Source organism: Mesorhizobium sp. C277A (assembly GCF_040324395.1).
Lineage (GTDB): Bacteria > Pseudomonadota > Alphaproteobacteria > Rhizobiales > Rhizobiaceae > Mesorhizobium.
Map to the genome: position 1 here is coordinate 5,061,371 of NZ_JAMYVW010000002.1, position 22,292 is coordinate 5,083,662.

Annotated in this window: 20 protein-coding genes and 1 pseudogene; 8 read left to right on the plus strand and 13 right to left on the minus strand. The window is 63.6% G+C overall.

Features of this window, described 5'->3' with window-relative positions; genetic code table 11:
- Positions 1-94 precede the first annotated feature (94 nt).
- Together NKK52_RS24940 and NKK52_RS24945 are read right to left on the minus strand one after the other, a co-directional pair.
- Entirely contained in the window at positions 95-1,372 is a 1,278-nt protein-coding gene (locus NKK52_RS24940) for a polyhydroxyalkanoate depolymerase (protein WP_023686051.1), read from the minus strand.
- A gap of 252 nt (positions 1,373-1,624) precedes the next feature.
- A complete protein-coding gene (locus tag NKK52_RS24945; RefSeq protein ID WP_023672096.1) occupies positions 1,625-1,984 on the minus strand; it encodes a septal ring lytic transglycosylase RlpA family protein in 360 nt (119 codons plus the stop codon).
- Positions 1,985-2,294: 310 nt separating this feature from the next.
- On the opposite strand from NKK52_RS24945, the gene NKK52_RS24950 reads away from it, so the two are divergent.
- Entirely contained in the window at positions 2,295-2,480 is a 186-nt protein-coding gene (locus tag NKK52_RS24950; protein WP_023686050.1) for a hypothetical protein, read from the plus strand.
- 318 nt (positions 2,481-2,798) lie between these two features.
- Here NKK52_RS24950 and NKK52_RS24955 read toward each other — a convergent pair whose 3' ends face one another.
- From NKK52_RS24955 to NKK52_RS24970, 4 genes are all read right to left on the minus strand, one after another.
- Entirely contained in the window at positions 2,799-3,602 is an 804-nt protein-coding gene (locus tag NKK52_RS24955; protein WP_023686049.1) for an ATP-binding cassette domain-containing protein, read from the minus strand.
- Between the two features lie 7 nt (positions 3,603-3,609).
- The gene (locus NKK52_RS24960; RefSeq protein WP_023686048.1) at positions 3,610-4,386 is read right to left on the minus strand and encodes an ABC transporter permease subunit; all 777 of its coding nucleotides are present in this window, start codon (positions 4,384-4,386) and stop codon (positions 3,610-3,612) included.
- A complete protein-coding gene (ssuD, locus tag NKK52_RS24965; RefSeq protein ID WP_023686047.1) occupies positions 4,383-5,552 on the minus strand; it encodes an FMNH2-dependent alkanesulfonate monooxygenase in 1,170 nt (389 codons plus the stop codon). The genes NKK52_RS24960 and ssuD overlap by 4 nt, the downstream gene beginning before the upstream one ends.
- A gap of 70 nt (positions 5,553-5,622) precedes the next feature.
- A complete protein-coding gene (locus NKK52_RS24970; protein ID WP_023686046.1) occupies positions 5,623-6,576 on the minus strand; it encodes a sulfonate ABC transporter substrate-binding protein in 954 nt (317 codons plus the stop codon).
- Between the two features lie 283 nt (positions 6,577-6,859).
- Between NKK52_RS24970 and NKK52_RS24975 the strand changes: the two are divergent.
- Positions 6,860-7,149, plus strand: a pseudogene (locus NKK52_RS24975) (GIY-YIG nuclease family protein).
- Between the two features lie 136 nt (positions 7,150-7,285).
- On the opposite strand, the gene NKK52_RS24980 reads toward NKK52_RS24975, so the two are convergent.
- From NKK52_RS24980 to tauA, 4 genes are all read right to left on the minus strand, one after another.
- Positions 7,286-7,468, minus strand: coding sequence for a hypothetical protein (locus NKK52_RS24980; RefSeq protein WP_023672089.1), 183 nt, complete (start codon positions 7,466-7,468; stop codon positions 7,286-7,288).
- Positions 7,469-7,549: 81 nt separating this feature from the next.
- The gene (locus NKK52_RS24985) at positions 7,550-8,410 is read right to left on the minus strand and encodes an ABC transporter permease subunit (protein WP_023672088.1); all 861 of its coding nucleotides are present in this window, start codon (positions 8,408-8,410) and stop codon (positions 7,550-7,552) included.
- Complete coding sequence (locus NKK52_RS24990; protein WP_023686044.1) at positions 8,407-9,198, minus strand: taurine ABC transporter ATP-binding protein; 792 nt, start codon at positions 9,196-9,198, stop codon at positions 8,407-8,409. Before NKK52_RS24990 ends, NKK52_RS24985 begins: the two co-directional genes overlap by 4 nt.
- A 161-nt stretch (positions 9,199-9,359) precedes the next feature.
- Positions 9,360-10,373 (minus strand): taurine ABC transporter substrate-binding protein, encoded by a 1,014-nt coding sequence (tauA, locus tag NKK52_RS24995; RefSeq protein WP_023681205.1) that lies wholly within the window; start codon positions 10,371-10,373, stop codon positions 9,360-9,362.
- A gap of 230 nt (positions 10,374-10,603) precedes the next feature.
- On the opposite strand from tauA, the gene NKK52_RS25000 reads away from it, so the two are divergent.
- The 6 genes from NKK52_RS25000 to NKK52_RS25025 all read left to right on the plus strand — a co-directional run bounded on the left by NKK52_RS25000 (position 10,604) and on the right by NKK52_RS25025 (position 16,202).
- Positions 10,604-10,765: a hypothetical protein gene (locus tag NKK52_RS25000; protein WP_023681206.1), complete on the plus strand. Its 162-nt coding sequence runs from the start codon at positions 10,604-10,606 to the stop codon at positions 10,763-10,765.
- Between the two features lie 415 nt (positions 10,766-11,180).
- Positions 11,181-11,657: an RrF2 family transcriptional regulator gene (locus tag NKK52_RS25005; RefSeq protein ID WP_023681207.1), complete on the plus strand. Its 477-nt coding sequence runs from the start codon at positions 11,181-11,183 to the stop codon at positions 11,655-11,657.
- A gap of 16 nt (positions 11,658-11,673) precedes the next feature.
- On the plus strand, positions 11,674-13,041 hold the full coding sequence (locus NKK52_RS25010) for an FAD/NAD(P)-binding protein (RefSeq protein WP_023681208.1): 1,368 nt from the start codon (positions 11,674-11,676) through the stop codon (positions 13,039-13,041).
- A 227-nt stretch (positions 13,042-13,268) separates the two neighbouring features.
- Positions 13,269-14,702 carry a pyridoxal-phosphate dependent enzyme gene (locus tag NKK52_RS25015; RefSeq protein WP_023681209.1) on the plus strand — a complete coding sequence of 478 codons (1,434 nt, stop codon included), beginning with the start codon at positions 13,269-13,271 and terminating at the stop codon, positions 14,700-14,702.
- On the plus strand, positions 14,699-15,880 hold the full coding sequence (locus tag NKK52_RS25020; RefSeq protein WP_023681210.1) for a trans-sulfuration enzyme family protein: 1,182 nt from the start codon (positions 14,699-14,701) through the stop codon (positions 15,878-15,880). Before NKK52_RS25015 ends, NKK52_RS25020 begins: the two co-directional genes overlap by 4 nt.
- Before the next feature lie 130 nt (positions 15,881-16,010).
- Positions 16,011-16,202, plus strand: a complete 192-nt coding sequence (locus NKK52_RS25025) for a hypothetical protein (RefSeq protein ID WP_196814852.1) — start codon at positions 16,011-16,013, stop codon at positions 16,200-16,202.
- A gap of 39 nt (positions 16,203-16,241) precedes the next feature.
- Here NKK52_RS25025 and NKK52_RS25030 read toward each other — a convergent pair whose 3' ends face one another.
- The 3 genes from NKK52_RS25030 to NKK52_RS25040 all read right to left on the minus strand — a co-directional run bounded on the left by NKK52_RS25030 (position 16,242) and on the right by NKK52_RS25040 (position 21,641).
- On the minus strand, positions 16,242-16,547 hold the full coding sequence (locus tag NKK52_RS25030) for a UBP-type zinc finger domain-containing protein (protein WP_023672079.1): 306 nt from the start codon (positions 16,545-16,547) through the stop codon (positions 16,242-16,244).
- Entirely contained in the window at positions 16,547-18,214 is a 1,668-nt protein-coding gene (locus NKK52_RS25035) for an FAD-dependent oxidoreductase (RefSeq protein ID WP_023681212.1), read from the minus strand. Before NKK52_RS25035 ends, NKK52_RS25030 begins: the two co-directional genes overlap by 1 nt.
- A gap of 235 nt (positions 18,215-18,449) precedes the next feature.
- Positions 18,450-21,641, minus strand: a complete 3,192-nt coding sequence (locus NKK52_RS25040; protein WP_084633788.1) for an amino acid permease — start codon at positions 21,639-21,641, stop codon at positions 18,450-18,452.
- Between the last annotated feature and the right edge of the window lie 651 nt (positions 21,642-22,292).

Consider the following 22,292-nt stretch of genomic DNA (forward strand, 5'->3'; position numbering starts at 1 on the left):
CCCGCCCAACAGCGTCTATTGTGCAACAGAACGCCTGTGGCGCGCAAAATCGCCCCGCTTTTGCGGGCAATGCACGCTGCAGCCGGATCGAGCCTCAGCCTTTGGCGGAGCGGACCAGCTTGGGTTTCACCGCTACGCGTGTTTGGCGGCCGTAGCTTGTGATGAAATCGACGATGCGCGGCACGATTTCCGAGCGGAATCGCGACCCGTTGAAGACGCCGTAATGGCCGACGGCCGGCTGCATGTAATGCGCATGCCGGTCAGCCGGGATGTTGGGGCAGAGATCGTGGGCGGCCTGGGTCTGGCCGAGACCGGAAATGTCGTCGTTCTCGCCTTCGACCGTGAACAGCGCGACATTGCGGATCGCCTTGGTGTCGACCACCTCGCCGCGATGCGTCATCTCGCCCTTGGGCAGCGCATGGCGCACGAACACCGTGTCGACGGTCTGCAGATAGAATTCCGCCGTCAGGTCCATCACCGCCAGATATTCGTCGTAGAAATCGCGGTGCTTCTCGGCATTGTCGCCGTCATGCTTGACCAGGTGCATGAAGAAGTCCTTGTGGGCGGTGATGTGCCGGTCGAGGTTCATGCTCATGAAGCCCGACAACTGCAGGAAGCCCGGATAGACTTCGCGGCCGAAGCCCGGCACCGGCCAGGGCGCGTGCATGATGACGTTGTCGCGGAACCAGTCGATGCCCTTTTCCTTGGCCAGAAGATTGACCGCGGTCGGATTGCGGCGGGTGTCGATCGGCCCGCCCATCAACGTCATGGTCGAGGGCACGAAGGGATCGCCGCGCTTTTCCATCAGCGCCACCGCTGCCAGCACCGGCACCGAAGGCTGGCACACCGCCATCACATGGGTGTCCGGCCCCAGCGCATGCAGCATGTCGATGATGTAGTCGATATAATCGTCGAGGTCGAAATGGCCGTCGGTCACCGGCACCATGCGGGCATCGACCCAGTCGGTGATGTGCACGTCGGCATAGGGCAGCATCGCCTCGACCGTGCCGCGCAGCAGCGTCGCATAATGGCCCGACATCGGCGCCACAATGAGAAGCTTGGGGTCGGCCTTTCGCCCGGCGGGCACCGACCGCTCGAAGCGGGTAAGATTGCAGAACGGCTTCGACCACACCGTCTTTTCGCTGACCTCGACGCTCTTCCAGTCGACCACGGTCTTGCTCAGGCCGAAATGCGGCTTGCTGTAGCGGCGCGTCGTGCGCTCGAACAGTTCGGCGGTGGCGGCGACCGAGCGGCCCCACGGCGTATGCGAAAACGGATTGAGCGGGTTGGTGTAGAACAGCCGCACTGCATCGGCATAAAGCCGCGCGGGCTGCAGGGCGGCATGGTTCATTTCATAGAGCTGGTAGAACATCAGGTACTCCGCAGCTGCCGTGACCGAAGGGACGACGGACAGCGCCGAGCCTTGAATGTCTCGCGCGGAGGTTAACAAGATATTGCTGCGATGCAATACGTCACGTGGCGTGACATATGCCAATCTTTCGTCCAAGGCCTTGAGAAACCGCGTTGGGCGGGTGCAGCCGGCTCAATGTGCACTGCAAAATGCAAGGCTGTTGGACGACGGGGCAGGATGTGTCCGGCCCGATCGGGCCGGACTTGGACAGATCTAGACGCGCGCCATGCACACCGAGGTATGGCCGGAGCCGATGAAGCCGAGTTGGCCGGCGGCGCCCTTGGACAGATCGAGCACGCGCCCTTTGATGAACGGGCCGCGGTCGTTGATGCGCACGATGACGCTGCGGCCATTATTCTGGTTGGTCACTTTCAACTTGGTGCCGAAAGGCAGGCTGCGGTGCGCGGCGGTCAGCGCCGACGGGTTCATGCGTTCGCCATTGGCGGTCCTGGAATGCAGTGCGTACCAGGAGGCGCGGCCGCACTGGCCAGCGGCGGAGGAGGCGGATGCACCGACCATCAGGCCAGCCGCGATCGTTACCGCGACAAGCGCGGTCTGGTTTGTTTTCTTCATGTTGGGGGGATTGGCTCCGTTTTCGACAGACCCCAGCCGTTAAGTGTCGAATAAGGCAGGAAATGCGGCAAGCATCGGGCAGTTCCGTGGCACCGGCACACGTTTCGAGTCGCTGGGAAACAGTTTGTCAGGCATCTTTCGTGTGGCGCGGCCGTATCGCCGGCGATATTGCGAGCTGTTTCAAAGATTCCGTGAGCAAGGCAGGACGTTATAGTACAAGTAGAAGAGAGCGCGATTGGGCGCCGTCCTTTCGCTCTGTCATCACGGTCATGGCGCAGTTGACGATCGACTTCGGAAAGGAATCTTGGCGATGAGACTGTTCAGATATCTGCTGGCGCTGATCGTACTGGCCATCGGCGCGCTGTGGTCGCTGCAAGGCATTGGCGTGGTCGGCGGCAGCTTCATGACCGGCCAGTCGCAATGGCTCTATATCGGCATCGTGACCATGCTGGTCGGTTTCGCCGGGCTGGTATGGGCGAGCCGTTCGCCGGGGTGAGTTGCGACGAAAGTCGACCGCCACAGATCGACCCCACTCCGTCGAGCTTCGCTCGACACCTCTCCCCCGATCGACGGGGGAGAGGAAAGGCGCGAGCCTTGCAGGGGCGCGAACTTATGCGGCCTGGCTCCCTTCCTCTCCCTCCGGAGGGGGAGAGGTGGCGCCGCGAAGCGGTGACGGAGTGGGGGAAGGCGCTGGTCAAATCCGCAGTCGCAAACAGGGCCAACCCGGCGAGCAAGAAAACAGCCACCCCATATTGCCGGTCCATTCTGTTACCTATCTATCCGGCTCGGATAGAATGCCCTGCCCGCGACAGCACTACCCGAACAGCTGATCCAGAATCCTTCCCTCCAGCCTGGCAAGCTCGACCGAACCGCGCCGGCGCGGCCGCGCCACCGACACGTCGCGATCGAGCGCGATGCGGCCCTCGTCGATCACCACCACCCGGTCGGCGAGCGCAACCGCCTCGGCGACGTCATGCGTGACCAGCACGGCGGTGAATTTTTGCTCCAGCCAGATGCGTTCCAGAAGCTGCTGCATTTCGATGCGGGTCAGCGCATCGAGTGCGCCGAGCGGCTCGTCGAGCGCCAGAATCTTTGGCTGTCCGATCAGTGCACGCGCCAGCGCCACGCGCTGCTTCTGGCCGCCCGACAGCACCGAGGGCCATTCGTCGGCGCGGTCGGCGAGGCCGACTTCACCCAGGATGGCGAGCGCGCACCGCCTGGCTTCCGCACCGGTGGCAAGCCCGGTCAGCCCGACCTCGACGTTTTTCACCACGCTGGCCCAGGGCAACAGCCGCGGCTCCTGGAACATGAAGCGGCTCTCTTCGCCGGCGCCGGCCTTCGCCTCCGGCCCGAATGTAAGGGATCCAGCGGTTGGCCGATCGAGCCCGGCCAGCAGCCGCAACAGCGTACTCTTGCCGCAGCCGCTCTTGCCGATGACGGCCACAAACTGTCCGACGGGCACATCGAGATCGATGCCGTCGAGCACGACCTTGTCGCCAAAGCGCTTTTCCACGCCCTTGAAGGCAAAGGCGCGCTGCCTTTCGACGGCCTCCTCCGGCCGTGACGGTTCCGGCGCGGCGACGAAGGAACGGATGGCGGTCAGGCTGGCGGTTGGCATCGAACCCTCAGGCGTTCTGGAAGGCGGGATGCCAGCCGAGCGACAGCCGCTCGAGCAGGCGGGCGAAGCTGTCGGCAAGCTTGCCGAGCAGCGCATAGATCAGGATCGACAGCACGACCACATCGATCAGCAGGAATTCGCGTGCCTGCATGGCCATGTAGCCGAGGCCGGAACTGGCCGAGATGGTTTCGGCAACGATCAGCGTCAGCCACATGATGCCCAGCGCATAGCGCAGGCCGACGAAGATCGCCGGCAGCGCGCCGGGCAGGATCACCTGAAAAAACAACGCGCGGCGGTCCATGCCGTAGACCCGGCCCATCTCGACCAGATGCGGGTCGACGCTCTGGATGCCGAGCAGCGTGTTGACGTAGATCGGGAAGAACACGCCGAGCGCCACCAGGAACAGTTTTGCTTCCTCGTCGATGCCGAACCACAGGATGACCAGCGGAATCAGCGCCAGATGCGGGATGTTGCGGATCATCTGCAGCGTCGTGTCGGTCAGGCCGCGGCTGAGCGCCGACAGCCCGTTGGCAAGGCCGAGTGCAAAGCCGATCGAGCCGCCGATGGCAAAGCCGGCCAGCGCGCGCAGCGTGCTGACGCCGATGTTCTGTATCAGCTCGCCCGACAGCGTCAGCCGCCAGAAGGCCTCGGCCACCGCGCTCGGCGCCGGCAGCACATTGGCCGGCATCACGCCGACGCGGCTGGCGGCTTCCCAGCCAATTATGACCAACGCCGGCAGCAGCCAGCCGATGCCGTTCTGTTTGACCCGTTGAGCCAGGCTCATGACGACGCCTGAAGGCGGTTGGCGCCGTGGAAGCCGACGGCGAATTCATTGGCGATGTTCTCATGCGCCCGTGCCCGCCTGGTGCCCAGGCCGAGACGCGGGAACAGAAGCTCGGCGACGCGGTAGGCTTCCTCGAGATGCGGGTAGCCGGAGCCGATGATGGTGTCGATGCCGATCGCCTGATACTCGCGGATGCGCTCGACGATCTGCTCGGGCGAGCCGACCAAAGCTGTGCCGGCGCCGCCGCGCACCAGGCCGACGCCGGCCCACAGATTGGGCGAAACCACCAGCCTGTCGCGGCGGCCGCCATGCAGTTCGGCCATGCGCCGCTGTCCCACAGAGTCCATCTCCCTGGTGAAGCGGGCCTGGGCATTTTCGATCTGGGCATCGGTGACGTGGCTGATCAGCCGGTAGGCGGCGCGCCAGGCCTCTTCCTCGGTCTCGCGCACGATGAAATGAAGCCTGATGCCGAAACGCAGTTTGCGGCCGCGCCGTTCAGCCTTTTTGCGCGCCGCGCTGAGTTTTTCCGCCACCTGCGCCGGCGGCTCGCCCCAGGTCAGGTACATATCGACGAGATCGGCGGCGAGCTCCTGGCCGGCATCGGACGAGCCGCCGAAATAGAGCGGCGGCCGCTCCTGTTGCGGCAGAAGGTCAAGGCGGCCATTGTCGACGCGGTAATATTTGCCGTTGAAGTTGACGCTCTCGCCCGACACCAGCGCGCGCCAGATGGTCAGGAACTCTTGCGCTTGCGCATAGCGCTCATCATGCGGCAGGAACACGCCATCGCCGGCAAGCTCGGTCGGGTTGCCGCCGACCACGACATTGAGCAGCAGGCGGCCATTGCTCAGCCGGTCGAGCGCCGCCGTCTGGCGCGCCGCGAAGGTCGGCAACGTCACGCCGGGCCGTAGCGCCACCAGGAATTTTAGCTTTTCCGTCAGCGCTGCAAGGCCGGAGGCGGTGATCCAGGAATCCTCGCAATTCTGCCCGGTCGGCAAAAGCACGCCGGGAAAGCCGAGCCGGTCGACGGCCTGTGCGATCTCCTTGAAGTAAGCGAACTCCGGCGGCCGCTGCTGCTGTTCGGAGCCGAGATAGGAGCCGTCGCCATGCGTTGGAATGAACCAGAAGAAATCGAGCGGGCTGGCTTGCGGATTGGCTGGAGCGGTCATGGCGAAATCCCTGAAGCGGAAACGGCAAAAAGGCGCCGGGCGTTTTCCGCCCGGCGCCGCACGTGAAAGTTCAATTGCCCGGTGCGGTCCACACGGCGTCGGAGATGCGCACCGCATTCGGGATCAGTTTGAGCTTGTAGAAGCGATCGGCGGTCGCCTGCTGGCCGGCGATGATCTCGTCGGTGATCGGGAAGATGCCGAATTTGGTGCGATTGGCGGCGATGGTCTGCGCGTCGAGCGGCACGCCGGTCACCTCATGCAGGGCGGCGGCGACCTTGTCGCGATTCTGGTCCGCCCATTTCGCCGCCACGCCGAGCGCCGCTATCGTCGTGGTGATCGTCTCCGGATGCGCCTTGGCGAAATCCTTGTTGGCGAGGAAATAGGTGTTCACCTTCAGCACCTCGCTGGAGCGCGCCAGCACGCGCGGCTGGTAGCGTGTCTCGGCGATGGCGTAGAACGGATCCCAGACCGCCCAGGCATCGATCTGGTCGCTGGCGAAAGCCGCCGCAGCATCGGCCGGGCTGAGATAGACCGGGGTGATCTGGTCGAAGGGGATGTTTGCTTTTTCGAGTGCCGCGACCAGCAGATTGTGCGCGCTGGTGCCTTTGCCGACGCCGATGCGCTTTCCCTTGAGGTCGGCGAGCGACTGGATCGGCGATGCCGGCTTGACGAAGATCGCTTCGCCGTCGCCATTGGCCGGCAGTGCCGCCGCATAGACGATGTTGGCGCCGGCCGACTGGCCGAAGATTGGCGGTGCGTCGCCGGTCCAGCCGACATCGATGGCGCCGACATTGAGCGCCTCGACCAGCGGCGGGCCGGCGGTGAATTCGACCCATTTCACCGCGACGCCCTTGTCGCTCAGCGCCTTCTCGATCACCTGCTGCTGCCGGGCGATGACCGGCAGGCCGGTCTTCTGATAGCCGATGTTGAGCTGCTTCAACTCCTGCGCCGAGGCACTGAGCGAGGCAGCAATGCCCGCCGCCAAAAGGCCAAGGCCGAAAACGCGTCTGGTCAGGCTGAACATGATCCCTCTTCCTTCGCTGCGAACCGGCGCCGGGAAGGGCTCCCTGCCGTGGATGAGAGACAAGGCTAGGTAGGTCTATAAATTTAGTAGAGAAACGATTTTGCGAGTTGGCTGCTTGACGTGGAAATATTTTCTTCAGAACCCAGCGCTCGTCATCCTAGGGCGAAGCAAGGAGCGAAGCGACGCGGTGCAGACCCTAGGATCCATGCCGTGACGTTTGCCGTAGAGTGGAACGGATCAGAATGTCGCTTGTGCGCGAACCGAGGCTCGATACCCTGAAACCATGACCGGCTACGTCTACATGACTGCAAGCCAAAAACGCGGCACGATCTACATCGGCGTCACCAACGATCTCGCCCGCCGCATGCCTGAACACAAATCCGGCCAGGGCGCAGGCTTCACCAGCCGCTACGGTGTTCAACGGCTGGTCTGGTATATGAGGAATTCTTCGACATCACCGATGCCATTCAACGCGAGAAGTCGCTGAAGCGATGGCCGAGACAGTGGAAGATCGAACTGATAGAGAAGGCCAATCCGGAGTGGTTTGAGCTGTTTCGCGGAACCGGGTGGTAGGCGCCCGGTTTGTTGCTCCCCTGTAGCGTAGCATCAGCGTCTCGGCATGGATCCTAGGGTCTGCGCCGCGTCGCTTCGCTCCTTGCTTCGCCCTAGGATGACGAAATCGCGAAGGCTGGCGCTAATCACCATCACCTCACTGCGACCAATACTGCCAGGCCCAGTAAAATCCCTCGTCGCGTGGCGGCAGGCGGTCGCGTTCGGCGTCGAGTTGCACCGGGGCCGGCGATTTCGGTTGCGGCTGTGACGACGAGTTCTCCCGCCAGGCGAGCAGCCAGTTGCCGAGATGGGCGAACAGCACCGCGGTGGACTGGGTCATGACATCACTCCTTCTGTTCCGGGGTCGGCGGTCGCCGTGCTGCGAAGGGAAGCAGCCGGTCAAACCGGCAGAAACTTGTTGTCATTCCTTTCCCGCCCACGGAACCAGCTGACGCTCGATCCGGCGGATGATGAATTCCAGCACGAAGGCTATTGTCGCGATCACCACTATTCCCATCACCACGACATCGGTGACCAGGAACTGGGCGGCCGACTGGATCATGAAGCCGAGGCCGCGCGTTGCCGCCACCAGCTCGGCTGCAACCAGCGTCGACCAGCCGGCGCCGAGCGCGATGCGCAGGCCGGTGAGGATCGACGGCAGCGCGCTGGGCAGGATGACATGGCGCACCACTTGGCGCTGCGTCGCACCAAGCGAACGGGCCGCATCGATGCGCTCCTTTGAGACACCGCGCACGCCCGAGGCCGTCGACAGCGCCACCGGCGCCAACATGGCAATGGCGATCACCAGGATCTTTGACGGTTCGCCGATACCGAACCAGATGATGACCAGCGGCAGATAGGCGAGCGGCGGGATCGGCCGCAAAAATTCGAGCAAGGGATCGAAGATGCCGCGCCCGACCGTCGAAATGCCGATAGCCAGCCCAACCGGAACGCCGATGACGATGGCCGCGAGCAGCGCCGCGAACACGCGGCCGAGGCTGGCGACGATATGCTGGAGCAAAGTCGCGTCGACGAAGCCGTCCTTGATCACCACGATGAACTTGGTCCACACGGCGGCGGGCGACGGCAGGAACACCGGCGACACCAGTTGCAGGCGCGCAGACAGCGCCCATGCCGCCAGCACGACCAGGATGGTGACGGCGCTGATCGCCCGCGAGGAAACCCCGCGCCGCTTCCGCACCGGCCGCGACCACGGCACCGAAATGGCATCGGCCTCGCCGGTCCCGGTGGCCGGCCGCTCGCTGTAGGAGGTGACGCTCATGCCGCCTCTCCTTCGAAGATCGCATCGGTCAGCTCGCCGCGCGCCGCGGCAAAGACTGGATCGGCCTTGATGGCGCGGATCGGCTCGCCTGCGGCATAGCGCCGGCTGAAACCGGTCTCGAATGTCCGCACCACGCGGCCCGGTCCGGGCGCCAAAACGACGATGCTTGTGGCCAGCACCAGCGCCTCCTCGATGCCATGCGTGACCATCAGCACGCCGACCCGGCTTGCGGTCCACAGGTCGAGCAGCGTCGTCTGCATGCGCTCGCGCGTCAGCGCATCGAGTGCGCCGAGCGGTTCGTCGAGCAGCAGGAATTCCGGTTCGGCGGCGAGTGCACGGGCGAGTCCGACGCGCTGGCGCATGCCGCCGGACAATTCCCAGATGCGTTTGTCGCCGACGCCGTCAAGCTTGACCAGCGCCAGCAACTGGTCGGCGCGGCGCGCCCGCTCGGCTTGCGGCACGCCGCGCAGCCTGAGCGCAAAGGCGACGTTTTCACGGGCCGTCAGCCAGGGAAACAGCGCATCGTTCTGGAACACGACCGCCCGGTCGGAGCCTGGGCCGGTGATCGGCCGGCCGCCGATCGTGGCGACCCCGCGCGCAGGCTCGACCAGGCCGGCGGCGACATTGAGCAGCGAGGTCTTGCCGCAGCCGGAGCGGCCGACCAGCACGACGAAATCGCCCTTGGCGACATCGATGGAAACCCGGTCGACCGCCGGCGCTGCCTGGCCGTCATAGTGAACCGAGACCTTGTCGAGTACGAGATGCGGGTGGAGTACGAGATGCGGCATGAAAAGGGGCTCCGGAAGAAAATCAGCCTGCCCCGGCCCTCGTTGAGCGGATCCGGGACAGGCAGCACGCGGCGTCAGGGAAGAGGAAACCGCGCGTGTTCAGAGCAATTCCAGGAAAAGTGTGAAGCGGTTTTCCGTCCGGAATTGCGTAAAACTGAAGATCAGTTCGAGGCCAGAGCCTCGGTCACGTATTTCGACGACACGTATTTCGAATAGTCGGGCAGCACGGCGTCGATCTTGCCCTGCTCCTTGAGGAAGGCCGAAGCTGCCTCGATCGCCTTGACCGTGCCGCCGCCGAGGAATTTGTCGGAAGCCTGCTCTTCCAATGTCGGGAAGACGTAACCCTTGAGGAGCTGCGGCACCTCTTCCAGTTTGGCGCCGGTGATCTTGGCGATCTTGGCCGCTTCCGGCGACGAAACCGACCATGCCTCGGGCTTGGCCAGGAACTGGGCATAGGATTCGCCGGTCACCTTGACGAAATCGCGCACGGCGTCCGGGTTCTTTTCGGCGAAGTCGGTGCGCACGATCCAGGCGTCGAAGGTCGGCGCGCCCCAGGCGGCAACCTGCGAGGAATCCAGCACCACCTTGCCTGTCGTCTTGATCTGGCCGAGCGCCGGATCCCAGACATAGGCCGCGTCTATGTCGCCGCGAGTGAACGCGGCGGCTATTTCCGGTGGCCTGAGATTAAGGATTTCGACCGACTTCGGGTCGACGTTTTCGTGCTTCAGCGCGGCAAGCAGGCTGTAATGCGTGGTCGACACGAACGGCACCGCCACCTTCTTGCCGGCGAGGTCGGCGATCTTCTCGATGCCGGATCCATTGCGGGCGACCAGCGCCTCGGACTGGCCGATCAGGCCGACGACAAAGATGGTCTGGATCGGCAGTTCGCGGCTGGCGGCCGCGGCCAGCGGACTCGAGCCGACATAGCCGATATCGACCGAACCGGATGCGACGGCGGCGATGACATCGGCGCCGGAATCGAATTTGCGCCAGTCGATCGTGGCCTTGGTCGCCTTTTCATAGGCGCCGTCGGCCTGCGCTACTTTGGAAGGTTCGACCACCGTCTGGTAGCCGATGGTGATGTTGAGGTCCTGCGCCTGGGCCGGGCCGAGGAAGGCCGCACCCGCCAAAGCTGCCGACGACAGGAGGACAATGCGTCGCGAAATGCTGGACATGAAAGGCTCCATGAAAAATGAGAAAAACCGGATGCCTGTTCATAGTCAGCTAATTCTATCATTCTTGTAGAGTTAAATCCTTCCAAGCAAGAAGCACTTGTTAGAAAAAACCACCGGCTGATGCGGGCGCGGTGACCGGCCCGTGCCGAACCGTGCGCAAACGCAAACGGCGCCCCCAAGGTGCTGAAGAGTTGGTGGTCCTGCCAACCCTCCTACGGAAGAGGCCTGATTTGGTGCTCGGTGCGCCGCTTGCGGCCTGCCGCAGGATCGATGTCGAGCCGTTGAGCCTCACCGACTTCCGCAGCGACGGCCACCGCTGGATGCTGCGGTCAAGCGGCGTGCCGGTGGCCGCCAAGGCCGCCCGGCCTCAGAGCGGCAAGGCGGCGTCCTGATATCGGGCGCAGGGCGGCGCCCGAGTTGTCGGGAGTCATGTTTCGCCGATCCGCGGGCTGCGACCCAAAATTCCCGGCAAAGCCCCAAATGGCGCAAATCCATGCTGTAAAAGACGGTTGATTTGAAAACACGTTCCGCGTGTTCGAGGGTAAGTATAGTAATCTTATCGACATTGGGAGCAGGAGCCGCCGCTCATCGCCGCAATCGCTCGCGGCTGGCTGTGACCTTAACGGCACAAAGCTTGCCAAAGTGGCCCCTGCGGCGTGAAAACGAAGCAAAATCAAGGTTTCTCGGCTTGTATATCATGTCAGTAGAATTTATGTGTCGAAGCAGCTTGCACGCGGCGGGGAGGCACGTCAGGCGTTTCGCAACCGATGGTTTTGGGCCATCGCCTGACAGAGAAACATTCGGTCTATGCTCACCAAAAAAGGCAAGTACGGCCTCAAGGCGCTGGTCCATCTGGCGCAACTGCCGGTGGGACAGCTCGCCTTTGTCGGCGACATCGCCAGCGGCAACAACATTCCGAAGAAATTCCTCGACGCCATTCTGGGCGAATTGCGCAATGCCGGTTTCGTCCAGAGCCGCAAGGGCAAGGATGGCGGCTATCGCCTGGCGCGCCCGGCCGACGAGATCAAGGTCGGCCATGTCGTGCGCGTGCTCGACGGACCGCTGGCGCCCATCCCCTGCGCCAGCCGCACCCAGTATCAGCGCTGTGAAGACTGCAATGAGGCGACATGCCAAGTCCGACATCTGATGCTCGAGGTCCGGCAGGCGATCGCCGAGGTGCTCGACCAGCGCACGCTGGCCGAGATGCGCGACATCGTCCTCGACGACCTTCCGGTCCCGAGGGACATCGACGAGCTTGCGCCGGCGCAAAAGGTCCCCGCCTGATCCTGAGCGTGCTCGCATGAGCGTCGCGCGCGCCAATTCGATCATCCCCAGCTCGATCATCATCGTCGGCGGCGGCGCCAGCGGCGTCGTGTTGGCCGCGCATCTGCTGAAGTCGCCCAACCCGGACCTTCGCGTCACGCTGATCGAAAAGCGTCCGCATTTCGGCCAGGGCATCGCCTATTCGACGCTTTTGTCGGCGCACGTGCTGAATGTCAGCGCTGCGGGGATGAGCGCCTATGCCGACGATCCCCTGAATTTCTGGCGCTGGTTGCAGGGGCGCGGCCTGATAAGCCAGGAACAGACGCCGCAGACACCCTTCTATGCACCGCGCAGCGTCTATGCCCGCTACCTCAAGGAAGTGCTCGACGAGCTCGAAGCGCGCGAAAAGGAAACCGGCCGTCTCAGGCTGATTCGCGAGGAAAGCCTGTCGATCTCGCCGACATCGTCCGGCGTCGAAGTGGTGCTGGCCAACGGCACCAGCGTCGTCGCGCATCTGGCGGTGCTTGCCACCGGCCATGACGAGCAGCCCGGCGCCGGCCAGGGCCACGCCATCCGCATGGGCACCGAGGCCGACACCGCGCTCGATCCTGAAGCCCGCGTGCTGGTGCTGGGCACCGGGCTCAGCATGGTCGATGCCTTCCTGTCGCTCGAGCAGCGCGACCATCGCGGCGAGATCGTCGCCGTGTCGCGGCGCGGCCTGCTGCCGTCGCCGCACCGCAAGGGCAACCCGATCAAGCTCGACGTCGCCGACATTCCGCTCGGCACGCAGCTCTCCTATTTCGTCGGCTGGTTCCGCGACCTGATCCGCGAAAACCAGAAGGCCGGCATCGACTGGCGCGACGTCGTCGATGGGCTGCGACCCTTCAACCAGAAGATCTGGCAGAACTGGCCGTCCTCGGCCAAGCGCCGCTTCGTCGAGCACACCAAGGCCTGGTGGGACATCCATCGCCATCGGCTGGCGCCCGAGGTGCATGCCCGCGTCACCGAGGCGGTGCGCACCGGCCGCATCCGCCCGGTCGCCGGCCGTGTCGTCGGCATCGAGGCCGGCGATGGATTCACCGTCGGCATCCAGTCCCGCCACACAAAGGCGCTGGAAATGCTGCAGGTCGCGCGCATCTATGATTGCACCGGCATCGCCCGCGATATCTCGACGACGTCGAACAGCGTCGTGCGCTCGCTGGTCGACCGCGGCCTGGCGCGGCCCGACCCGCTGCGGCTTGGTCTCGATGTCACAGCCAAATGCGAAATCATCGCCGGCGACGGCACCGCATCGGCCAAGATCCTCGCCGTCGGGCCGCTGACCCGCGGCACCTTCTTCGAGATCGACGCCATCCCCGATATCCGAGTCCAGTGTGCGCGGCTGAGCAAGCAGCTGCTGGGGTAAAGCTGTTGACGTCGGCGGGATAGCACGCCCCTCAGAGGGGAGTGGGAAGGATCGCTACGGAGGGTGTTTGGCTTGAGTCCAAAGCCGGCCTCAAACTGGAATTCCATTCCCCCTCTCGCCGGTTGATTGGCACGATCTACCTTCTTTCCGACTGCAAACGGCCGGAAAAGAAGCTACGCTGCCGCTCTGCCCCCGAGGCGGTCGCTTGTTCAAGGGAGCACATCGATATGAGCGAGCACGGAAAAGCTGCGCCAGGCAGTTCGGACGGCGCGTTATCCCGCCTGCGTCCGCCCTACGCCTCGGTGCTCGACCTCATCGGCCAGACGCCGGTGGTCGAACTGACCAAATTCGACACCGGCAAGTGCCGGCTGTTCATCAAGCTTGAAAGCCAGAATCCCGGCGGTTCGATCAAGGACCGCATTGCGCTGTCGATGATTGCGGCGGCCGAGAAGGAAGGCAAGCTGAAGCGCGGCGGCACCATCGTCGAGGCGACCGCTGGGAATACCGGTCTCGGCCTCGCCCAGGTCGGCATCCCCAAGGGCTACCGCATCATCCTCGTCGTGCCCGACAAGATGTCGCGCGAAAAGATCCAGCATCTGCGCGCGCTCGGCGCCGAAGTGCGCATGACCCGCTCCGATGTCGGCAAGGGCCATGCCGAATATTACCAGGACATGGCCGAGAAGATCGCATCGGAAACGCCCGGCGCCTTCTACGCCAACCAGTTCGCCAACCCGGCCAACCCCGAGGCGCATGAGACCACCACCGGACCGGAAATCCTTGCCCAGCTCGATGGCGACCTCGACGCCGTGGTCGTCGGCGTCGGCTCCGGCGGTACGCTGACCGGGCTTGGCCGCTACTTCGCCAGAACATCGCCGAAGACCGAAATGGTGCTGGCCGATCCCGTCGGATCGGTGCTGGCGCCGCTGATCAAGACCGGCAAGATGGAAGAGGCCGGCAGCTGGACCGTCGAAGGCATCGGCGAGGATTTTGTGCCGCCCAATGCCGATCTGTCGCTGGTCAGGAAAGCCTATTCCATCCCAGACAAGCAGAGCATGCTGGCCGTGCGGGACCTGCTTTCGAAGGAAGGCATTCTCGCCGGCTCGTCTTCCGGCACGCTGCTGTCGGCCGCGCTTCGCTATTGCCGCGAGCAGACGACAGCAAAACGCGTCGTCACCTTCGTCTGCGACAGCGGCAACAAATATCTGTCCAAGGTGTTCGACGATTTCTGGCTGGCCGAGCAGGGGCTGGCCGAACAGGAACAGCATGGCGATCTGCGCGACCTCGTCATGCGCTCGCACCGCACCGGCGACACCGTTTATGTCGGCCCCGACGAAAGCCTGCTCAACGCCTATGGCCGCATGCGCCGCTCCGATGTCTCGCAGCTGCCGGTGCTGGACAATGGCAAGCTGGTCGGCATTATCGATGAGGGCGATATATTGGCCAAGGTCGACGGCCCCTATGACGGCCGCTGGGACCGCTTCAACGCTCCGGTGCGCACCGCCATGACCTCCAATCTGCACACGCTGCAGGCCGGCCAGACGCTGGATGCGCTGCTGCCGGTGTTCGACCGCAACGAGGTCGCCATCATCTTCGATGGCGACGAGTTCGTCGGCCTGATAACCCGTATCGACCTGATCAACCATTTGAGGCGCGCACGATGACTGCTGAAACATCCCCGTCGGGCAAGAACCGCCTGGCTTTTTCCACGCGCACCATCCATGGCGGCCAGAGCCATGACCCGCTGACCGGCGCGGTGATGGTGCCGATCTACGCGACTTCGACCTATGGCCAGCAGTCGCCCGGCGTGCACAAGGGGTTTGAGTACGCCCGCAGCCAGAACCCGACCCGCTTCGCCTTCGAGCGCGGGGTGGCCGATCTCGAAAGCGGCTCGGCCGCCTTTGCATTCGCTTCCGGCCTGGCGGCGATCTCGACCGTGCTCGAGCTGCTCGACAGCGGCGCCCATATCGTTGCAACCGACGACATCTATGGCGGCTCGTTCCGGCTGATGGAGCGGGTGCGCAAGCGCTCGGCCAATCTGCAGGTGAGTTTTGTGGACTTCACTGATCTGGCGGCGGTGGAAGCAGCGATCCGTCCGGAGACAAAACTGCTCTGGGTTGAAACCCCGACCAATCCGCTCCTGCGCATCGTCGACCTCGAAGGCGTTGCGGCACTCGCCAGGCGCAAGGGCGTATTGACGGTCGCCGACAACACGTTCTGCAGCCCCTACATCCAGCGGCCGCTGGAACTCGGCATCGACATCGTCGTGCACTCGACGACGAAATATCTCAACGGCCATTCCGACATGGTCGGCGGCGTCGCCATCGTCGGCGACAACAAGGACCTCGCCGCCCAGCTGAAATTCCTGCAGAACGCCATCGGAGCCATCTCCGGTCCCTTCGACAGTTTTCTCGCGCTGCGCGGCATCAAGACACTGGCGCTCAGGATGGAGCGGCATTCCACGAACGGCCTGAAGATTGCGCAGTGGCTGGAGGCGCGAAAAGATGTGCGCCGCGTCGTCTATCCCGGCCTGGCCAGCCATCCGCAGCACGCCATCGCCGTCCAACAGATGCATGCCTTCGGCGGCATGATCTCGGTCGACCTCGACCGCGACCTCGCCGGCACCAAACGCTTCCTGGAACGGACGCAACTGTTCACACTGGCTGAAAGCCTCGGCGGCGTCGAAAGCCTGATCGAACACCCGGCGCTGATGACCCACGGCTCGATCCCGGCCGAAAAGCGCGCGGAAATCGGCATTTCGGATTCGCTGGTGCGGTTGTCGGCGGGGATAGAGGATGGCGATGATCTGATCGCCGACCTGGACCAGGCGCTGCGGGGGTAGGCGTACCGGATGCGTACCGATGACAATGAGGGGCGGCGCTGACCTTCGAGATTAAATCCCAATCCGCCGCGCGTTAACACATTCAGCAGCCTTTGCTTAACCCTTCGCCGCTATGTCCCGCCAGGGAGGCATGGCGAGAGTGAGTGTGATGGACAACAACCCGGAAAAGCGCAGCGAATGGCGCGCCATTTTTTATGTGCAGGCCCGCGTGGCCATCCTGTTTGTCCCGGTCGTCGCCAGCCTTCTGATCATTGCCGCTCTTGCCGGCAACGACCACAGTTCCGACGCCCTCGACCGCACGGTTACGGGCTCGGTGAAATAGCGGCACGGCCGTCGGCTTGCCTGCCCGGGAACGGCCGCCTCAGAAAAACTTCGGGATCGGGCCGTTCTGCGGCGTCACGTCGCCTTCCAGGTCGATGAACGCCTCGTCGACAAAGCACCAGGCCCAGCCTTCCGGCGGGTCGTAGCCTTCGATGATAGGGTGCTTGGTGGCGTGGAAATGCTTGGTGGCGTGGCGGTTGGGCGAGTCGTCGCAGCAGCCGACATGGCCGCAGGTACGGCACAGCCTGAGATGCACCCACATGGAGCCGCTCTTCAGGCACTCCTCGCAACCGAGCGCGCTCGGCGTCACCGTCTTGATGTCGCGCGTGTGTTTGCATTCATCCATTATGCTCTCCTGGCCAGTTCGGGCGCTGCTGCGTCGGGTCGCGCGAGATAGGCGTGCAAGGCAGCCACCACCTGGGCGCCTTCGCCGACGGCGGCGGCGACCCGCTTGACCGAGCCTGCGCGCACGTCGCCGATGGCGAACACGCCGCTGCGGCTGGTCTCCATCTGGCCCGCCCCTATGTCGGCGCCGGTGCGCACGAAGCCCCTGGCGTCGAGCGCGATATCGCACCCAGCCAGCCAATCGGTGTTGGGGTCGGCGCCGATGAACAGGAAGAGATGCTGGATCGGCCGCGTCTCGACGCCGCCGGGGTTGCGCCAACGCAACTGGGTGAGATTGCCGCCTTCGCCTTCCAGCGCCTCGATCTCGGTCTCGCCAAGCACCTCGATGTTGGGTTGCGCCTCGATACGCTCGACCAGATAGCGCGACATGGTTTCCCTGAGGCCGCCGCGGCGCGCCAGCATAGTCACCTTGCGCACCTGGCTGGCGAGATAGACGGCCGCCTGCCCCGCCGAATTGCCGGCGCCGACCAGCGCCACTTCTTGCCCCACGCATAGCCGCGCTTCGATCGGCGAGGCCCAGTAATGCACCGACGTGCCCTCGAACTCGGCCAGCTTGGCGATGTCGAGGCGGCGGTAGCGGGCGCCGCTGGCGATCACCACCGTGCGTGCGCGCAGGCTTTCACCGTCGCCGACGGTAAGCGTGTAGCCCTCGCCTGCTGCACCGAGCAGCTTGGCCTCGTCGGGGATGACTATTTCGACGCCGAATTTCTGCGCCTGGTTGTAGGCGCGCGCCATCAGCGCCATGCCGGAAATGCCGGTGGGGAAACCCAGATAGTTCTCGATGCGCGCGGAGGCGCCGGCCTGGCCGCCGAAGGCGCGGCAATCGAGCACGATGGTCGACAGCCCTTCGGATGCCGCATAGACCGCGGCCGCCAGCCCCGCCGGCCCGGCGCCGACAATGGCGACGTCATAGACCATGTCGGGATCGATCGGCCGCAGCAGGCCGATGCAGCGGGCAAGTTCGGTTTCGCCGGGATTGTGCATCAGCTTGCCGTTGGGGCAGAGCACGATCGGCAGATGGTGCGGGTCAACATGAAAATGCTCAATCAGCGTCTTGGCGCACGGGTCGCTGTCGGAATCGAGCGCGCGGTGCGGCTGGCCGCTGCGGCGCAGAAATCCCTGCAGCCGCAGCGTGTCGCCATTGCCGGCCGGGCCGATGACGACCGGCCCGCTCGAGCCGCTTTCCAGAAGCCCGACGCGGCGCAGGATCAGCGCCCGCATGATCCGCTCGCCAAGGCTTGCCTCCTGCACCATCAGGTCGCGCAGCCGCTGCGAGGGGATGACGAAGGCCTCGACCGGCTCGGCCGCCTCCGCATTGACCAGCGACGGCCGGCTGGAAAGCTGCGCCAGCTCGCCGATGAAATTGCCGGGACCATGAGTGACGATGGTCTCGCGCCGGCCAGGCCTGACATCCTGGGTGATATCGACCGTGCCCGACAGGATGACGATCAGCCCCGGCGCTACGGTGCCGGCGGTGACGATATGCTCGCCGGCGGCATAGGAACTCGCCTCGCCGAACCGGCGCATGCGCTCGATATCGGCGTCGCCCAGGATGGGAAACATCTGGTCGCGGCGGGTGACGGTGATCGGCTGGGTGGGTGGGGCCATAGGTGCGAGCGTAGCGCCGAGACGGCCGGGTTTGAAGTGGTTTGTTAAGCGCCTGGCCGGGAGGGCAGGTTGGTTCCCGCACCAACTCGTGCGGATGCCTCACATGGCCCCGCGCTGCAAGGCAAACAGTGCGCCGACAAGTGCGACCTTTATAAGGGCGAGCCCGAGCAGTACCGCCAGCAGTCCTCGCTCACCAGTATGCTGCAAGAGCAGCGCGCAGACGGTCGGCGCCGGGCTATCGCGTTACGCCAAGCGCCTGAGGTGCGGTAGTATCCTTGGGCTCCCCGAAGGCAGATCCTGGCGAAATCCCATTCGTCACATCTTTGTAGAGCGCTATCGGATGCGGGCGCCCCACCAGATATCCTTGGATTTCGGGACATCCTTCCTTCATCAGGAAGGCACGCTCGTCCTCTGTTTCGACACCCTCCGCGATGACAGGCAAGGCCAGCGCATTCCCCAGGCTGAGTATCGTGCGCACGATGGCGGCCGATTGGACATTCGAACCGACACCCGAAACAAAACTGCGATCGATCTTGATCTTGTCGAATGGAAACGCCTGCAGCGAGGACAGCGAGGCATACCCGGTGCCAAAATCATCCATCGAGACCCTGACGCCCAACGCCTTCAACCTCCGCAAAACCGACAAGGCAGTTGCCCGGTCGCGGATGAGAACCCCTTCCGTGATTTCCAGTTCCAGCCGCCCCGGAGCAAGGCCGGTCTCGTAGAGGATAGAATGAACGAGGCCTACCAGGTCCCCGAAACGGAATTGCACGGGAGAGAGGTTGACGGCGATCTGCAGCGGTGAGGGCCAGGAGGCCGCGTCTCTGCACGCCTGCCTGAGCGTCCATTCACCTATCTCAACGATCGTGCCATCCTGTTCGGCAAGCGAGACAAACGCGTTTGGGGAGATGAGCCCATGCTTTGGATGGTGCCATCGGGCGAGTGCCTCGAAGCCGAAGATTTCGCCGTCCATCCTGGCTTGCGGCTGATAATGAAGCACAAGTTCGCCATGGGCGACCGCAGAGCGCAAATCTCGCTGCAAGGCGTAGCGCTCTCTTAGCCGCTTATCCATCTCAGGATCGAAGAATTGCACCATTCGACGACCGTCCGCCTTGGCCCGGTAGAGCGCTGCGTCGGCATTTGCCATCAGCGCCGCTGCATTCTCTCCGTCTTTCGGATAGATCGCCGCCCCGATGCTCACCCCGATCGAAATGTGCTGGCCCCGGATTTCGAATTTGCCTGCCGCCGATTCGAACAGACGGTCCGCGACTTCCTTGGCACCTGCAGACCGGTCATCCATGGCCAGGACAACCGTGAATTCGTCGCCGCCCATGCGCGCGATAAACGCCTCAGGCGCCGCGGTTTGGAGACGCCGGGAAATGGTGCAAAGCAGATCGTCGCCGGCGGCGTGCCCGAAAACGTCGTTCGCCTCTTTAAAATGGTCAAGGTCGATGCTGAAGACGGCAAAGCTGGCGTGCGTTGCTTTTGTTCGCTCGAGCGTCGTGGCCAGGTGTGCTGCAAGCGCGGCCCGGTTCGCCAGGCCGGTAAGCGGATCGTGGTGCGCGAGATGCGCGATTTCCTCGTGCCGTGCCATCAGTTCGGTGCGCGCTACGTTCATGTTCTCGCGCGCGTCGTCCAGGCCGTGGGCGGCTTCCCTCACCTTGTCCTGGAGCAGGTTGAAGCTTTCGGCCATCTCTCCAAGTTCGTCACGAGAGTTTACTGTAACCGGCATGATATTCACGGAGGCATGCGCCGCAGCGAGGTCTCCCCGCCCCAGGGCGACCATGGCAAGAGAGAAATCCTTCAGCGTTCCGGATGTCAGACGCTTTGCCGCGTTGCTCACCTCTGTCGCCGAATGGGTGATCATTCCCGGCAAGATCAGGCCAACGCTGATGGTCAGCAGCGCGACAACGACAAAAATGTCCTCCAGCGCGGCGACCAATGAAGTGTCGCCTTGGGGAACGCTGCCGATCGCCAGGAAATAGCCGGCACCGTCAAGCACGAGCACAAAAAGCATGGCTCCGGTAAGCTTCAGGTGAAGCGTATGTGGCAGCAAGGGTAGACCGAGTGCGTATCGATCCTCCATCGTGCGCCAGGCGTAGAGCGCAGCACCCGAATATGCCAAAGCCAGACCAAACAGGACGGTAGGAAGGCCAAATTGCTGAAATCCCAGTATGGCGGTCAACAGCCATATTGCAGCCGCGCCTACGCCAAGGATGATCGTTCCCCTGGGAGCCCGGAAGGGTCGCTCGGCTTCGGGACTGTCACGGCGCAAGAGCCAGACTGCGATGTTTGGCATGCAGATGCTGATCAGGTACGTAAAATTGGCCGCGGCGATCATCCAGAGCGGATATCCGCACAGCATGAAGCCGATTGCCGCGGCAGCTGTGAGCAGCGTTGCCGCCCAGGGACAATCTGTTGAGGTGCGCCTGGCCAGGAAGCTCGGCAGCAGGCCGTCTTCGCTCAGCTGCGCAAGGGTCCGCGCGGCGCCTGCCAATGGCTGCAACGTTCCATGGAACATGTTCAGCATGATGAGCCAGATGGCGGCCGCCTTGCCGAAACTCCCCAACAAGGGCGCAAAGGTGGGCCCGAGAGCTATGGCGAGGTCGGTGCCGAGCGGCTCCGGTCCGAGCACACCCAGCCAGACAACCGGCAGGACCAGGAAATAGACGCCGGCCATTGCGGCGCTGGCCCACATCGCCAGAGGAATGTTGCGGTTGGGATCGATGGTTTCGCCAACATGGCAGGCTGCAGCCTCAAATGCCGGTGCGGCAAACCCGATCAGATACAGTCCCGCCATCACCGACGTGATGTCGCCGAACAGGCCGGTAAACGGGCTGGTCAGGGCAAAATCCGTCGCCTGCCGCCAGTCGACCGAGCCACTGATGACCGGTACGAGGGATGAGAGAAACGCAAGCGTCGCGGAGGCCGTGGCGATCGGGATCGCCAGTTGGACCACCCACTTGATTCCACACAGGTTCACCGTCGTAAAGAATGCGATAAGCCCGCAGGCGACCGCCTCCACGGGGAGGCCCGGCAGGTACCATTGCTGGATTGCAGACGCTGAAAGAACCGCTGTCAGTCCGCAGGTCGGCACCCAACCCCACCAATAGCAGGTGCCCGTCAGAGCCGAGAGAACGGGACTGTAAGGTCTGAAGGCTTCGGCGCACGCTGCAGAGATACCGCCGACGCGGTTTGGCCACATGAGAACCAATTCGGTCCACGCAGGCGCGGCGGCCCAGCTTAGAAGCAGACCAACAACGAGCAAAGGAACCGCAGCGCTTCCTTGACCGGGAATATTCCCCTGGCCGACAAAAAGGGCGGCAATCAGAAACAGGCTTTGATTGCTGCCACCCATGGCGAGCGCTGTCGTGCCCATCCATCCCAAGGTTCTCGGGTGCGGTCGTGAAGGCGTGAGGCCCGGCATTCAGAGACATCCATTCGAGTGCGGAGCGCTGTCTGACTGGGAAATGTAACCTGCGGCGATATGTCTGTCGAACGTCACGCTCCCAAGTCAAAGTTGGACCATAGGCGAGACATATTAAGACTTCCTACCAAACCAGATCCGCCTGATGATCACTGTCAACGTGCGGTGGCTGCGGTTCAATCATGCTGATGCCGGCCCCAAGGCCTTGATCTCCTCAGATCTGGGATGTCATTTCCAATTTTATCTATCGCCCACTATGGAAGAGCGATCGAATAGTCGCGAATACAGCCTAATATCGATTATTATCGACAAATCTCGTGATTGCGGCGCTATCATCCGAAGGCGGCTGAAATCGACTGTAGATCGCTAATCACATTGACCGCCTTTGACTTCGTACCTCGCCATCGCGGGGCAAGCACCGAGACTTCACGCCGTGCCTCAAGTTGGAGCTAACTTGTGCGAGCACGCCGCATAGCCCCGCGTTGCAGGGCAAACAGCGCGCCGACCACGCTGGGCGCGGCGGTCGGCCTTGGCGCGCTGGTGGGTCCTTCCCAGCCGGCGCCCGTACGGTCGATATGGCGATCGCTCGCTACCATCATCCGATCTGCACCAAACTGGCCTCGGTGACATTTCTGACCATAGGCGTGGCGA

Excerpts from the sequence above, each read along its gene's own strand:
- NKK52_RS24940 (WP_023686051.1), bottom strand. The coding sequence starts at position 1,372 with ATGTTCTACCAGCTCTATGAAATGAACCATGCCGCCCTGCAGCCCGCG.
- NKK52_RS24945 (WP_023672096.1), bottom strand. The coding sequence starts at position 1,984 with ATGAAGAAAACAAACCAGACCGCGCTTGTCGCGGTAACGATCGCGGCT.
- NKK52_RS24950 (WP_023686050.1), top strand. The coding sequence starts at position 2,295 with ATGAGACTGTTCAGATATCTGCTGGCGCTGATCGTACTGGCCATCGGC.
- NKK52_RS24955 (WP_023686049.1), bottom strand. The coding sequence starts at position 3,602 with ATGCCAACCGCCAGCCTGACCGCCATCCGTTCCTTCGTCGCCGCGCCG.
- NKK52_RS24960 (WP_023686048.1), bottom strand. The coding sequence starts at position 4,386 with ATGAGCCTGGCTCAACGGGTCAAACAGAACGGCATCGGCTGGCTGCTG.
- ssuD (WP_023686047.1), bottom strand. The coding sequence starts at position 5,552 with ATGACCGCTCCAGCCAATCCGCAAGCCAGCCCGCTCGATTTCTTCTGG.
- NKK52_RS24970 (WP_023686046.1), bottom strand. The coding sequence starts at position 6,576 with ATGTTCAGCCTGACCAGACGCGTTTTCGGCCTTGGCCTTTTGGCGGCG.
- NKK52_RS24980 (WP_023672089.1), bottom strand. The coding sequence starts at position 7,468 with ATGACCCAGTCCACCGCGGTGCTGTTCGCCCATCTCGGCAACTGGCTG.
- NKK52_RS24985 (WP_023672088.1), bottom strand. The coding sequence starts at position 8,410 with ATGAGCGTCACCTCCTACAGCGAGCGGCCGGCCACCGGGACCGGCGAG.
- NKK52_RS24990 (WP_023686044.1), bottom strand. The coding sequence starts at position 9,198 with ATGCCGCATCTCGTACTCCACCCGCATCTCGTACTCGACAAGGTCTCG.
- tauA (WP_023681205.1), bottom strand. The coding sequence starts at position 10,373 with ATGTCCAGCATTTCGCGACGCATTGTCCTCCTGTCGTCGGCAGCTTTG.
- NKK52_RS25005 (WP_023681207.1), top strand. The coding sequence starts at position 11,181 with ATGCTCACCAAAAAAGGCAAGTACGGCCTCAAGGCGCTGGTCCATCTG.
- NKK52_RS25010 (WP_023681208.1), top strand. The coding sequence starts at position 11,674 with ATGAGCGTCGCGCGCGCCAATTCGATCATCCCCAGCTCGATCATCATC.
- NKK52_RS25015 (WP_023681209.1), top strand. The coding sequence starts at position 13,269 with ATGAGCGAGCACGGAAAAGCTGCGCCAGGCAGTTCGGACGGCGCGTTA.
- NKK52_RS25020 (WP_023681210.1), top strand. The coding sequence starts at position 14,699 with ATGACTGCTGAAACATCCCCGTCGGGCAAGAACCGCCTGGCTTTTTCC.
- NKK52_RS25025 (WP_196814852.1), top strand. The coding sequence starts at position 16,011 with ATGGCGAGAGTGAGTGTGATGGACAACAACCCGGAAAAGCGCAGCGAA.
- NKK52_RS25030 (WP_023672079.1), bottom strand. The coding sequence starts at position 16,547 with ATGGATGAATGCAAACACACGCGCGACATCAAGACGGTGACGCCGAGC.
- NKK52_RS25035 (WP_023681212.1), bottom strand. The coding sequence starts at position 18,214 with ATGGCCCCACCCACCCAGCCGATCACCGTCACCCGCCGCGACCAGATG.
- NKK52_RS25040 (WP_084633788.1), bottom strand. The coding sequence starts at position 21,641 with ATGCCGGGCCTCACGCCTTCACGACCGCACCCGAGAACCTTGGGATGG.